At 34.9% G+C, this 13826-nt stretch carries 9 protein-coding genes and 3 pseudogenes; 7 read left to right on the top strand and 5 right to left on the bottom strand.

Annotated elements, in window-relative coordinates; all coding sequences use genetic code 11:
- Positions 1 to 277 precede the first annotated feature (277 nt).
- The 6 genes and pseudogenes from LS73_RS06315 (at position 278) to LS73_RS06335 (ending at position 9483) form a co-directional block, all read left to right on the top strand.
- Positions 278 to 2224 carry a DUF1561 family protein gene (locus LS73_RS06315; RefSeq protein ID WP_034558044.1) on the top strand — a complete coding sequence of 649 codons (1947 nt, stop codon included), beginning with the start codon at positions 278 to 280 and terminating at the stop codon, positions 2222 to 2224.
- 49 nt (positions 2225 to 2273) lie between these two features.
- Complete coding sequence (locus LS73_RS06320; RefSeq protein WP_034558045.1) at positions 2274 to 2540, top strand: LysE family transporter; 267 nt, start codon at positions 2274 to 2276, stop codon at positions 2538 to 2540.
- 335 nt (positions 2541 to 2875) lie between these two features.
- Positions 2876 to 3479, top strand: a pseudogene (locus tag LS73_RS06325) (NAD(P)H-dependent oxidoreductase).
- Positions 3480 to 3610: 131 nt separating this feature from the next.
- Positions 3611 to 7709: pseudogene (locus LS73_RS06330) on the top strand (restriction endonuclease subunit S); the annotation flags it as partial.
- Positions 7710 to 7928: 219 nt separating this feature from the next.
- Positions 7929 to 8459 (top strand): annotated as a pseudogene (locus LS73_RS09995) (restriction endonuclease subunit S); the annotation flags it as partial.
- Between the two features lie 802 nt (positions 8460 to 9261).
- A complete protein-coding gene (locus LS73_RS06335) occupies positions 9262 to 9483 on the top strand; it encodes a hypothetical protein (RefSeq protein ID WP_104717609.1) in 222 nt (73 codons plus the stop codon).
- A 632-nt stretch (positions 9484 to 10115) separates the two neighbouring features.
- Here LS73_RS06335 and LS73_RS06340 read toward each other — a convergent pair.
- The 5 genes from LS73_RS06340 to LS73_RS10250 form a co-directional block, all read right to left on the bottom strand.
- The gene (locus LS73_RS06340) at positions 10116 to 10541 is read right to left on the bottom strand and encodes a GNAT family N-acetyltransferase (protein WP_034558516.1); all 426 of its coding nucleotides are present in this window, start codon (positions 10539 to 10541) and stop codon (positions 10116 to 10118) included.
- A gap of 135 nt (positions 10542 to 10676) precedes the next feature.
- Entirely contained in the window at positions 10677 to 11126 is a 450-nt protein-coding gene (locus LS73_RS10235) for an HNH endonuclease family protein (RefSeq protein WP_233708844.1), read from the bottom strand.
- Between the two features lie 39 nt (positions 11127 to 11165).
- The gene (locus LS73_RS10240) at positions 11166 to 11867 is read right to left on the bottom strand and encodes a DUF262 domain-containing protein (RefSeq protein WP_233708845.1); all 702 of its coding nucleotides are present in this window, start codon (positions 11865 to 11867) and stop codon (positions 11166 to 11168) included.
- Positions 11868 to 12015: 148 nt separating this feature from the next.
- The gene (locus LS73_RS10245; RefSeq protein WP_233708846.1) at positions 12016 to 12294 is read right to left on the bottom strand and encodes a DUF262 domain-containing protein; all 279 of its coding nucleotides are present in this window, start codon (positions 12292 to 12294) and stop codon (positions 12016 to 12018) included.
- Complete coding sequence (locus LS73_RS10250) at positions 12263 to 12475, bottom strand: DUF262 domain-containing protein (RefSeq protein ID WP_233708847.1); 213 nt, start codon at positions 12473 to 12475, stop codon at positions 12263 to 12265. The genes LS73_RS10245 and LS73_RS10250 overlap by 32 nt, the downstream gene beginning before the upstream one ends.
- Positions 12476 to 12597: 122 nt before the next feature.
- On the opposite strand from LS73_RS10250, the gene LS73_RS06350 reads away from it, so the two are divergent.
- Entirely contained in the window at positions 12598 to 13803 is a 1206-nt protein-coding gene (locus LS73_RS06350) for an MFS transporter (protein ID WP_104692145.1), read from the top strand.
- Positions 13804 to 13826: the final 23 nt, after the last annotated feature.

The raw sequence follows: 13826 nt of genomic DNA on the forward strand, positions 1-13826 counted from the left end.
AAAGGTTGGGAAACTAAAATACTTAAGTTCAATAGTCGAAGTCATTTCAAGAGGCAATCTTTGCAAATGCTAGAATGTGCTAAATCTAACAATTCATAGAGATTTAAGTTAAGGAAATATTAAAGAGCAAAAGAAAATAATTACCAAAGAAGTTAGATTCATAAGATATAGAATCCTCTACAAAAACGCATTTGCAAAAATATCTTCTATTCAGCCAAGATTAATGCAATGAGTTGCTATAATGAATATAAAGTTATTCCGTTATAAAAGGATTATGATGAAAAGCTTTGCCATACTTTTATGTGCCATTACCTTTTTCTCCCTTTGTATTTGTGCGCCCTTCTCTACTCCACTTAAGATTGAAAATATTAATCTCACAAAGACTACACAAGTCCCCCAAAAACTTGCCAATAAGCCAAAAGATAGACCCATTGCTTTTGTAAGTAAGCCCAATGCGCTGACACAATGCCTCACACCTGTCTTTACACAATATGAAAGCTATGTGGGTGTAAGCCATTGTGAAGAAGCACAAGATGCTCGTTATGATGTCTTTAGCCGCATATCGTGGAAACTTCTCGATGGTTGGGTATGCTTGAGTGCAAAAAATGAAGAATATGTGCAAGGTGAAAGACTCATCTTAAGACCTTGTGTTATAAATGACAAAACACAAAGTTTCATCATTAAAGACAATATGCTCTATACCCCTAATTTGAACTTTGTGCTTCAAATTAGCAATGGTTTTCTCACTTTGCAAAAAAACCAATCTAAGCACACACAGTCTAATCTCACTCTCTATAATATGCAAGAATGGCTTGGGACTATAGCCACCCCTTCTCCTCTAATGCAAAAGGGCTTTATTGCGTGGAAATTTATCACTCCTCAAAGCTTTGATTTGTATTATTTGCGCAATAATGAATCAATTAGAAATGAGCCTCAAGAACTTTATTTCAACCTTGAAAATGGCATTATCGCACAATATAATCCAATAAATGCAAAGATGTTTTGTCTCACCTCAAAACAGAATACAAAGCAAGATTGGAATTGGACTAGTTGGGAGGAATGTTTGCCACAAAATTTACAAGAGATTAAAACAAAGTCATCTAAGCTAAACGCGCAAAATTGGAATCTTTTTATATTTGCAGATAATGATAGCGCGATGCTAAAAGATTATTTGGGTAATTTTTTGCGTGTTACTAAATATGGCTTAAATTGGGGTGTTCCCTACACTGCTAAGGCAAACTTTATGGCTAAAGATATAAGTGAGGGACAAACTTCCTATTTTCAATTTAACCATGATATGCAGGATTGGGAGAGGTTTAAAAATGCAAATCTTTCAGATTCTCTACCTTTTTGCCCCGCAAATGGCTCCAATCCAAAGAATATAAAAGCTACCATGCAATTACCACCTAGCTTTGTTTTAACTCAAGAGTGGAAAAAGCGACTATGGCAGATTGCCACAACAACTGACGGCATTGCAGATAGAGCTGGAGATTGTGGCGTGTGTTTATTGCATAGCTACCAAATGATTGCTGAAATGAACGAATACACAGCAACCCCACTAGAATCTGGCGGATATTTCTTTGATACGGCTTTTGGACGCAATCCTTTCATTTCTTTTCGTTCGCGCTATCCAATGCTTGCGGCTTCGCTTGAGCAATACCGCGCTTCTAATGCCCCGCCGGGTTTATCTCGCTCTGCAATGTTTGAATACGCAGCGCAAATGTATAGATCGGTTGCCCTAAGCCTTTTTCCAGGGCATTTCTGGCATTCTTCAGAATTTGCCACAAATGATGTTAGTATCAGAAGTGCGCTAAGAGATTTGTTTCAGCAACCTGCTGGGACTTTATGGATAGTGCAGATGTATTATATGGCTCATGATGGGAGCTATAACGCGCACGGAATGCCTGTTCTAAGGACAAGCGATGGAGTCCAATTTATCCAAACCAACTTAATCAATATGAGCTATGAAAGCTATGAGCGGGTATTATCAAACTCTCTTGCTCATAATCTAAGAGAAGCATACAATATTGTTACGCGCTATGGCACAATAAACTTACGTATGTTTTATTCTTTGCGTTTGCGCGAGATTTATCCTAATCCAGTGAGCGCATTTGTATCGAGCAACAATTGCAGTGGCGAAGGAGAGGATAGGAGAGGCAGCCGCAATATGCCCATTAGCAGCCTTGTCAATCAATGCGCAAGTGGGAGATGCGTATTGCAATAACTTTTTGATAAATATGACGTTAAGACATACAAAATAGAAATGGAGATCTATGGGAACTGAAACTTTTATTTCTCTTAGTTTTTATATGATTATAACTGCCTCTACGCCGGGACCAAACAATATTCTTGCCCTTAATAGCGTAGTAAATTATAGTTATGCGCAGAGCAAAAGGCTTATTCTAGGTATTTATGCAAGATTTGCCTCTATAATGATTCTATGTGGATTTGGTGCACATTTTCTCATCGAGTTTTTGCCAAATACGTTAGGAATCTTGAAAATTCTAGGTGCAGGATATTATATTTTACCTCTCCTATAAAGTCGCAAAATCAAAACCATAAGGGTTAGAGAGTGAGAATAACAATCTAGGATTTTTTAATACCTTTTTATTACAATTTGTCAATGTAAAAATTATTCTTTACACAATTACTATACATATTTCTTTTGTGCAGCCTTATTATCAAAGCCTTTTTTACACGAGCGCTTTTATCACTTATTCTATCATCATAGGCTATTTGGGGATATTTTTGTGTATAGTAGTATGGATCGCGCTTAAAGGCTTTTTGATGAAGCATTACAAAATCGCAAACCTCACAATGGCAATCTTACTTGCATTAAGCGCAGTTCAGATTCTTATAGGGCAATAAAAACATCATGGAATCTAACTTTTATTTTAAGGGGCAAAAATGGAAACCACCGCTTTTAAATGGTGGTAAGGCTTTTGGAAGTTCGGGTGGGAGGCTTAGTGAAACCTTACATAATACCGCAAAGCAGACTTTGGAATTATTAGGCTTTGAAGTTTTGCAAACCCATATTGATAAGGGTTATAATACACAACAAGAAGTGCAAAAGTGGCTAAGAAGCAAGGCGATTATTTATCAAATGCCAGGATGGTGGATGGGAGAGCCTTGGATTGTGAAAAAATACATCGATGAAGTCTTCACTGCGGGGGTGGGGAAGTTTTTTACAGGCGATGGACGCCATAGGGATAATCCAGCACTAGGCTATGGCACAGGCGGATTTTTAAAAAATAAGAACTATATTTGGCTTACTTGGAATGCCCCTTTAGAGGCTTTCACAGAGCCTAATGAGTTTTTGAGGGTGTGGGCGTAGATGCTGTGTATTGGCATTTACACAAAGCACATCAATTTATGGGAATGCACGCATTGCCAACATCTGCAATGATGTAATCAAAAATCTGCAAGTAGAGCGATATATTAAAGACTATGAAGCACATTTAAAGCAAGTATTTGGATAATTGATTCTGCACGGCTTTTATATGCGCTTTTAAACACAACCCCCCCCTTAAACCTCTTTTGTAGAGTGAATTAAAGGCAATATGATGGCTGGTTTGGTATAATTTGCGATAAATCACTCTTAGGCGTTTTGATGATAACAAAAGAAAATCTAGCAGAAGTTTTGCAGTCTCTAGGCTTTATACATAAAGACCAAATCTATACTAAAAGCTTTGATAAAGACATCTTGCAGGTGAATTTTAAGACCAGAGAACTCATCTACCCAAAACAGATTTTAATCCACGACAAAACCACCTCAAATTTCTCTCACCCTGAAAATTTTGTCGTCTTTGAATGCGTGCATAGGCTTTTGCAAAAAGGCTATAAAGCAAGACATCTAGAGCTAGAGCCGCGTTGGAATCTAGGCAGAGACAAAAAGGGCGGTAAGGCTGATATTTTGGTGCGAGACAATGAGAATAAGCCCTATCTACTCATAGAGTGCAAGACCACATATTCTAAAAATAGTGAGTTTGAAAAGGAATGGAGCAGAATGCAAGAAAATGGCGGACAGCTTTTTTCCTACTTGCAACAAGAAAAAGGGGTAAAATATCTCTGTCTTTATACGAGCGATTTTGAGTATGCGAACAATACAGAATCTAAAAGCGTCAAATATAAAAATTACATTATCCAATCGTATGACAATGAAGAATATCTAAGCGAAAAAGAGCTTGAGAAATCCTACAAGAATGCAAATAATAACACCGAACTTTTTTCTGTTTGGAAAGAAAGCTATGAATCCCACTCTTTTGAATCTGGTATTTTTGAAGATAATATAAATGCCTACAAGATTTTAGAATCAGTCCCCACTTTTGCAAACCTAAAAGAGCTAAAAGAAAGCGGTAAATATCACGAATTTGCTAAAATCTTACGCAAACACAACATTTCAGGCAAAGAAAATGCCTTTGATAAACTTGTAAATATTTTTCTCTGCAAAATCTATGATGAAAGTTTTAATAAAAATAATCTAAAATTTGGCTATTTCGGCGTTATGGCAGACACTTATGCAAACATGCAAGATAGATTAATGTTTCTTTATAAAGAAGCGATGAGAGAGTTTTTAGGCGAAGAAATTACCTTTGTTTCAAATGAGGATATAGAAAAAGACTTCAAAGAGCTAAAGCAAAAAACACTCAAAGAGGCAATGAAAGAGCATATTAAAAAGCTCAAATTTTATTCCAATAACGACTTTGCATTCCTAGAAGTGCATAATAAAGAGTTGTTTTTAAAAAATGCCCTTGTGTTAAAAGAAGTAGTTGGGCTTTTTTCTCCTTATAAGCTTACGCAAAATTCCACTAACCAATTTCTAGGTAATCTTTTTGAGCTATTTTTACAAAAAGGAATGAAGCAAGATGAGGGGCAGTTTTTCACCCCTATTCAAATTTGTGAATTTATTATGTATTCCCTGCCACTAGATTCTATGCTAGAGAAAAGCTCTAAGCCCTTAAGGGTGATTGATTACGCCTGTGGAGCTGGACATTTTCTAAACACTTATGCCAATGAGCTTAAGCGATATATTCCACAAGAGGATTTAAAAGAATATTACAAAAATATTTATGGCATAGAAAAAGAATACCGCTTAAGCAAGGTTTCTAAAGTCTCAAGTGCAATGTATGGACAAAATGAGATTAATATCCTTTATGCAGATTCTCTTTCAAGCTATGAGTTAGCAAACCCCAAAAGCAACAAGGACGAAAAAGCAAAATTACAAATAGAAAATCACAGCTTTGATTTACTCATCGCCAATCCTCCCTATTCCGTCAAAGGTTTCTTAGAAACCTTAAGCACAAAGTCTAAAAAAGAATATAGCCTTTTTGGTAGTGATATAAATATGCAATCCAATAATGCCATAGAATGCTTTTTTTGTGAGAGGGCAAAGCAGATTCTAAAAGACAACGCAAAAGCGGCTATCATTCTACCTAGCTCTATTTTAAATAAAGATTCTATTTACAAAAGCACGAGAGAAATTTTATTGCAAAACTTTGATTTTATCGCTATTGTAGAGTTAGGAAACCAGACTTTTGGGGCGACAGGCACAAATACGATATATTTTATTCCTAAGCAAAAAAGAAACCACAAAGCCACAAGATGATAGGAATATATCACGCATTTATAGCCATATCAAAGACAGACTAGAAGAAGAGAATCTCAAAGATGATGAAAAAAATTTCAAGCAAAATTATCTAAGCCATTATTGTGATTTTAGGGGCTTTTCTAAAAAGGCTTATGAGGATTTTCTGAGTGGTATTTTAGATTCTAACCTTTTAGATTCTGTTGTATTTAAAGACTATTTAAATGCTTTCAAACAAACAAGCGAATATAAAAAGCTCCTAGAATCTAAAGCTTACAAAGATTCTAAACACAAGCAAGAATTAGAAAACAAAGCTTTTTTAGATTATGCATTAAATATAGAAAAAGATAAATTGCTTTATTTTTCACTAAGCCTAAATCAAAAAGTGTTAATCATCAAATCCCCAAGTGATAATAAAGAGCAAAAGAAATTTTTAGGCTATGAATGGAGTAATAGAAAGGGTGATGAAGGGCTAAAAGAGCTAAACTCCCCCTATCTTAGCCCACTTTTTGAAAGGGATAATGTAGAGAACAAAAATAAGCTAAATTTCCTTATCAAACAGGCTTTCTTAGGGTATTCTAGCGATTATGCTATCCCAAAAGAGCTAGAATCTTACGCTTCATACGCAAAGCTCATAGATATGATAGACTTTGAAAAAGTAGAATTTAATAAGGCAATAAGTCTAAGTCCAGATTCTAAAAGCGGAGTAAATGGTGAATCTTTGTGGGGAAATTGTAAGTATGAGTTGGTGAGGTTGGGAGAGATTATTTCAGAATTGCAAACTGCCAAGCGACCAGAAGGTGGAGTTGGAAACTATACAGATGGTGCTTTGAGTTTGGGTGGAGAACACATAAATAACACAAGCGGATATATTAAATTAGATTCTCCAAAATATGTGCCTATGGATTTTTACAAACAATTTGAATCACAAGACAAAGGCATAGTTAAGAAAAACGATATTTTAATCTGTAAAGATGGGGCTTTGAGCGGTAAAGTTGCATTAGTAAGAGATGAGTTTTTAAATCAAAGTGTTATGATAAATGAGCATATTTTTTTAGTGCGTTGTAATGAGAGTGAAGTAAAACAAAAATATTTATTCTTTATACTTCATTCAGGTGTAGGGCAAAGTCTTTTGAAATCAAGCGTTACAGGTTCGGCACAAGGTGGAATTAATCAAACAAATTTAAAAAACCTAAAAATCCCCCTCCCACCCCTAGAAATCCAAAAGCAAATCGTGAGCGAATGCGAAAAGGTAGAGGAGCAATACAATACCATAAGAATGAGTATAGAGGAATACCAAAAACTCATTAAAGCCATTTTAATCAAATGTGGAATCTGTGAGTTGCAAAATACAGAATTTGCCAATAATGAGCTAGATTCTCAAAATATTGATGAAGCTATAAGTTTAATCCTAAAAGAACTTGAAAATTTAGAATCCAAGCTTGATTTTGAATTGTTACAAAATTTGAATGAGGAAACTGCAAATAAAGAATCTTTAGCACTTGATATACAAGAATTGCAAAATATCTTAGAATCCCTACCCACACCACCACCACGAGGTTGGGAGAGGGTAAAATTAGGAGAAATTGCAGATATTTCTAGAGGAGCATCTCCTCGCCCAATTTCTCAATTTTTGACTGATAAAGAAGGTGGGGTAAGTTGGATTAAGATAGGAGATGTTGCTCAAGGATTAAAATACATCACGCAAACTAAAGAAAAAATAACACAAGAAGGAGCAAATAAGTCCAAAAGGGTAAAAATGGGTGATTTCATACTTTCAAACTCTATGAGTGTAGGACGCCCTTATATTTGCAAGATTGATGGTTGTATTCACGATGGTTGGTTGCTTTTATCAAATATTTCACAAAATATAGATAAGGAATTTTTATATTATGCCTTGATAAGTGATGATACGCAAAAACAGATTCAGCAAAAAGCATTGGGTAGTTTGGTTGAGAATTTAAACATAGACAGGGTTAAGCAAGTTAAAATCCCCCTCCTGCCCCTAAAAATCCAAAAGCAAATTATCTCCGCACTTGAAAGTATAGAATCCAAAATTACAGAGATTGATTCTAAGCTTGGAAACCTAGAGAAACAAAAAGCTTTAATCCTTGCAAATAGCCTGAGCCATAAGAGAGAGAGAGAGAGAGACGAGGACGAGCTTAAATTAATCTTAACTCAAATTGCTCTTTTGGAGTGGCAAAAAGAGTTTTGGCAAAAGGCGTTTAAGCAAGTCCTCTCTAAGACTCTATTAACTAAACCCCTTGAGGTAAAAGAAAATCCAATCCAAAATTTAAAAAATCTTTTAAATACACTTCCGATTCCACCAAAAGAGGGCTGGGAGAGAGCAAGACTAAATGACAAAACAAAATTTAGTTTAAGCATTGGTAAAAGGGTGCTTGATAGCGAGCTAAAGGAGCAGGGGGGAATCCCTGTTTATAGTGCAAATGTGAAAAAACCATTTGGATTTATAGATAGGGAGATTTTAAGCAATTATGAAAAAGATAGCGTATTATGGGGGATTGATGGTGATTGGGTGGTGGGTTTTGTGCCTAAAAATACACCCTTTTATCCCACTGACCATTGTGGAGTTTTACGCGTAAATGAAGGAAAGGCTAGACTTATTGCTTATATTTTGGAATATGAGGGGATACAAGCAGGATTTTCTAGGAATTTAAGAGCCTCTATCCAAAGAATCGCTACCCTAAAAATCATATTCCCACCCCTAAAAGCCCAAGAGCAAATCGCTCAAGCACTTGAAAATATAGAATCCAAAATTACAGAGATTGATTCTAAGCTTGGAAACCTAGAGAAACAAAAAGCTTTAATCCTTGAAAATAGCTTAAGCAACAAGCAAGATGAGGTTAAGCTTTAATAAGGGTAAAAGATTTTTAGTAATCTTTTAAGAATCTTATGCGGTGTAGCTTCATTTACAGCATCAAATAAAATGCTATTGCTACTTTAAATCTAGCCAAAAACAAGACTCTTATAATAGAAAAATTAGGGAATAAAGACTGCAATTTAATCTCAAAAAACTTGAAAATAGAGGAAAAGACTTTAGTTTATTTTGTAGAAATGGCTTAGAATGGCTTTACCTAAAACAAAGTAGATAAAATCCTTAGAGAACTTAAGGGAGAAGGTAATTGCAAAATAAACTTTATGGAAAATGTGCCATAGCCAAAAATTTAACTAATGATTTAGGATTTTAGAAACTCAATTTCAAAGAGCAAGAGGGGGCATAAAAAAGGTGGAGAAAATAATAAAGGCTAGCTAAATAGGCTCTAGTGGGTAGAGAGTGTCGATAAGCTTTTATAAATCTCTGCTACTTTAAATAATAGAAAGTGTAAAATCCCCTATTACGCATTCTATATCCCCTCTTTTAGAATATTCAAAACAAGAGGTTTCTTAAAAGCTATATAAATGCCAATATGTATTAAACTAGATAGATTTTTAAAAGAGATTAAATGCAAATCTTTTAGCCCCTCTTAAAGCCTATTTTATCCTCTTTGTAGAGTGCGTTAAAGGCAATATGAGGGCTAGTTTGGTATAATGCACCTAGATTTTGCAGACCTAAACACTCCAGCTTTTATTTGTTGTGCATGTTATTTGTTTGTGTGCTTGGGGGTAAAAGGGATAAAGGGGGAGAGTGAAAGTTTATATCCTTTTAATTTTTTGTTTTGGTTAATGCCTTTAGTGCACCCTCTCAAGAGATTCCATCCATTACACAAGAGGCAAAGGAACTTTTTACAATAGAATTAGTGCGTATGCAAAACACGCAGGGGAGGTTTTATAATATCCATATTGCTATTCCAAAGCGTAAAGCGGATAAAAAGAGTGCGTTACGGTTAATGTGCGTCCCCCCCCCCCCCTTTTTTTTTCTTTGCTGCTTAATGGAATAGCTATAAAAGAATCCTCCCAAACTTTAAAGCATTGCCTATTGTCGTAGCAATAGCGTAGCCTATTAGCCTATGATAGGGCATTATGAACTTATGATTATATGCCTTCTTTAAGGATTGTAAGATAAATGTTTTAGATTTTCTTACGCAAGTTATGTAACCCTTTTTATAAGTTACTTGGTAAGCCTCATAAACATTGGGCTTAAGCAGATAGTGCTTTGGTGTGCCTCAAAAGAGTTTTGGCATTGTTTTGGAGGGATTTTTGTGCCATGCACGCTTTTGCATAAGCCACAGAGCCTTTACACATTGTGTTTGTGCTTCACTCTTTGCTTGGTGGGAATGCTATCTTTACGCTTGAAACTAAGGGATTATCTAATTTTTTATCCTTATTCTCTTATCTTTGCATTGGGTAGTTTGGAGATTCTAGCAAAGCAAAAGCGTTGAGGCTAGAATCTCATACAAGACTTGCAAACCAATGCACCTAGTCTTAAGAGTATTGTATTTATAGCGGATAAATCATAGTAGCTCTGCCCTCTACAAAGCGAGTTAGAATCCTTGATGAGGTAAGAGCCTATGTTTAAGCAGAGCATAAAAGCTTAAGAGGGGTAAAGAGGGCTTAGGGGCGTAACTTTATCTTATTTTAGGGATTTTACAAATACATAGCTCATCTTTTGAAAATTCATTTTTTTCTCATAAAAGCGGTGTGCCTCCTCTCTTTTGAGGTTAGAGCTTAATTCTATTTGTGAGTAACCCTCTTTCTTTGCCATTTCTTCTATTTCTTGTAAGAATCTCTGCCCCAAGCCTTGCCCCCTTAAATGTGGAGCGATGATGAAATCACAGATATATAGGCATTTTTCCCTGTATAAGACAAAAAATGGCATTACCCCACAAAGCCCGATGATGTTTTGTGATTTATGATAGGAGGCAAAGAGGCGATATTGCATATTTTCTTGCTGATATGCTACTTTGGTTGTAAATTCCTCTAGGCTTAAATAAGGACGCAATTCTTGCATTAAGTTATAGGCATTTTGTATTTCCTTGGGAGTGATTAGCTCTTGCATAAATATCCTTATGGTTTAGGTAAAGTATTTTATCAAAACAAATGCTTTAGATTCTAAATAATCTTATCCCAAACTCTATTAAATTGTGAATTCCTCTAATGGGGGATTTATCTTTATGGGGGTTTTTAAGTTAGACTATAAGTTTGCCTCAAAGAATGATTTTAATCGTTGGTAAATTTTCTCATTTCTTGCTTCTATATCTTCTTTTAGCCAATCATTTTTAGGGCATTTTGCCAAATCTTGAACCTCTAAAAATTGTGATTTTGCATACTCTGCCTTTTTTCTAGTGAAATATTCATTTCCTGCTTGAATATTTTGCTTTTTTTCAAGTAGTGTTTTGTTACCTATGTATTCCAAAAACTTTTCAGCATCTTTTTCATTCCAGCCTTTATAGTTTGCCTCTGCCCATTTTTTGGGAAAAATATGTTCAATTTCGCCTTTAATAACACTATGATTTTTCTTGTTGGAGTTCCATTCCCATTCTTGATTTTCATTATAAAGCAATGTATGAATTGCCAAAATATATCTTATGTGTTTAGGTAAAGCTTTAACACAAAAATTTGTAAAATAATCTATCTTTGGCATAACTAATTCTGGAATATTAAGAGAGGGTGTAAAAATCTTTTATTGTCTTTCATGGATAAGTATGTTTGCGTTCATAAATCCCCAAAATAGTCCTGAAGTACCACCTTTACTATAAATAAGCCCAAGTGCACAATAGCTCACAAGTTGTGGAAATACGCTATCAAAAATATTCATTTCATACCCATTATTTTTCTTAGGCTTATATTCATAAAAGCACATACTTACCACCATTTGCCAAAGCTTATTTTGGTAAGTGTTTAAAATATCAAAGTATTTTTGTGCTTGGAGTGAAAAATAATCTTTAGGATTGCACCAAAATTCTGCTAATTCTTGTATGAATGCAAAAGTCTGATTTTTCTTGAGTAAATCCTCATTAGCAGCAAAATTTGCTTTTTTATTTTTGGAGTTAGCCTTGTCTTTTTTGGTAAAAAAATCTAAAGTGCTAGGGATTACAGTGTCTCTTTGGTTGTTTAAAGCTCTTATAATATGCTCATATTGTGTAAATAAAAAACCAATATTCTCTTTATTTAAATATTGCGAGTTAGTAATTTTCTCTTCTAGCTTTTTCCATTGCGTTGCAAATTCTTTTCTTTCTTGCTCATTCTTTTTGCTTGCGAAAATGAGTCCCTTAAAGATGTCAGATACACTTAAGGAAATGCCACGATTATTTAAGGTGTTAAAGATTCTTAGAGCATTTTCTTCTCCATCACATTCAATAGGTAAAACAATGCAAGCATTCAATAGGGTAAGGCAAAAGTTAAACCAATCCGCTGGAAATTCTTTTGCTAACTCATCAATTTTCTTTATAAAAAAGAGGTAATTTTTCTCATAATTTGAAGGAGATTTTCTTATAATGTCGTCTATTTATTCTTTTTCAAATTTATAATCATCACTTAAAATTTGTTCTAAAAGATTTGTCTGAATCAATAGCTACTTCACTTTGTAAATGAGGCTTTTTAAAATTTATTTCCCCATCAAGTTGATTTTTATCCCAAAGGCAAGAAGATAATTTACTAATGAGTTCGGAAATATTTTTATTTTGTTGATTGATGGCTTTTTCATACAGGGCACGAATTAAAAGGCTTAATGTTGTCGTTCTTTGCTGTCCATCTATGATATTTTGTTGATTGTTTTCTTTATAAATGATAATAGAGCCTAAAATACTCATCATTTTCTAAAGAATTTCCGTTTTCGTTAGGCTCACTATTAAAGAAGTCCAAAATATCTGCCCATAGTTGCTCATATTCATCCTCTCCCCAAATATAAGTTCTCTGATACATTGGGATTAAAAATTTATTTTTAGATAAATACTCCAATACACTTTTACGCTCTGTTTTCATTTCTGCCATTGTAACTCTCCTTATTCTTTTATATTATAGTTAAAAATTTTAAGCAATCAATGTATTTTATCTCGCTAGAATCTGTATAAAAGTATCAAACACTCAAAAAAATATTTTAAAAGAGAATATAAATGCCCTGTAGCCGCCTTGAGCAAAAAATGATAGAAATTACTGATAAAAAAGGCTTGAAGCTCGCTCTCTTTTCTGCCTCTACGATGACAATCTTAGGGGCAGCTCTCATTACTCCCGCACTTCCTGCCATTGCAAAAGACTTTAGCAATACACCGCATATTGAGATTTTAAGCGGGTTGATGCTTACAATTCCTGCATTATTTGTAATGATTTTCTCTCCCATTGCGGGTGTTTTAATGGATAAATACACGAAGCTTAGATTCCTTTATCCTGCGATGATTGTTTGGGTTGTAGCGGGTATGAGCGGGGCATTGTGCGAGAGTATTTATACACTCATTGCCACACGTTGTGTGCTAGGGATTGCGGGGGCATTTGTGAGTGTAGGTGTGAATGCTTTGCTTGGTGATTATTACGCGCTTGGTGCTGGTAGGCGAGAGAGGGCTTTGAGTATGCAAGGCTTTGTGATGAGTGCAGGCGGGGCTATTCTCACAATGCTTAGCGGATATTTGACAAACTATGCGTGGCAGTATGCGTTTTTAGTCTATGGTAGCGGGATTATCATTATTGCTTTGTGCGTGATATTTTTGTTTGAACCTCGCACAAAAAAGACAAAAGAAACAATTACCAAAGATTCTACAAATAATAAAGCCAAAACCTCTTACAAAGCCCTTTTTCCTGTGTATTTCATAGGGTTTTTTATAATGGTAGCTTATTATCTAGCAGGGATTGAATTTCCCCATTATATTGGAGATGTGCTAGGCTTAGAGCCTAAATACATAGGACTTGCGATGGCTTTACCAACTTTGAGCTTTGGGATTTTTTCATTCTTTTATAAAAATATTGCGAAATTTTTAAGCATTAAGTTGATTTATATTGTGGCTTTATGTATAGAATCCCTAGCGTTTTTTCTTGTATTTTTAGTGCAAGATTTTTATGTAACCGCATTTAGCTTATTTTGCTTTGGAATTGTTGGCGGTTTGATTGTAACAAACAACTCTAATTATCTTTTTGCGCTCTCACTCTCTACCAATCGCGCAAAACTCTATGCGATTTTGGCAAGCTGCACCTTTTTTGGGCAATTTATTACGCCACTGCTTGCCACTCCTATAAGCCTAAGTATCGGTTTGCAAAATACCTGTTTGTTGTGGGCTGTGATGATTTTTGTCGTAGCTTTAGGCTTTTGTGCCTTAAAATTTGAGGCATAAAAATATTTTAAAAATCTCTTGAT

This window comes from Helicobacter muridarum, assembly GCF_000765805.2.
Classification (GTDB): domain Bacteria; phylum Campylobacterota; class Campylobacteria; order Campylobacterales; family Helicobacteraceae; genus Helicobacter_A; species Helicobacter_A muridarum.

Bases quoted from the DNA above. Each gene is read 5' to 3' on its own strand.
- LS73_RS06315 (WP_034558044.1), top strand. From the start codon at position 278: ATGAAAAGCTTTGCCATACTTTTATGTGCCATTACCTTTTTCTCCCTT.
- LS73_RS06320 (WP_034558045.1), top strand. From the start codon at position 2,274: ATGGGAACTGAAACTTTTATTTCTCTTAGTTTTTATATGATTATAACT.
- LS73_RS06340 (WP_034558516.1), bottom strand. From the start codon at position 10,541: ATGCAAGAGCTAATCACTCCCAAGGAAATACAAAATGCCTATAACTTA.
- LS73_RS10235 (WP_233708844.1), bottom strand. From the start codon at position 11,126: ATGCCAAAGATAGATTATTTTACAAATTTTTGTGTTAAAGCTTTACCT.
- LS73_RS10245 (WP_233708846.1), bottom strand. From the start codon at position 12,294: ATGAGTATTTTAGGCTCTATTATCATTTATAAAGAAAACAATCAACAA.
- LS73_RS10250 (WP_233708847.1), bottom strand. From the start codon at position 12,475: ATGGCAGAAATGAAAACAGAGCGTAAAAGTGTATTGGAGTATTTATCT.
- LS73_RS06350 (WP_104692145.1), top strand. From the start codon at position 12,598: ATGCCCTGTAGCCGCCTTGAGCAAAAAATGATAGAAATTACTGATAAA.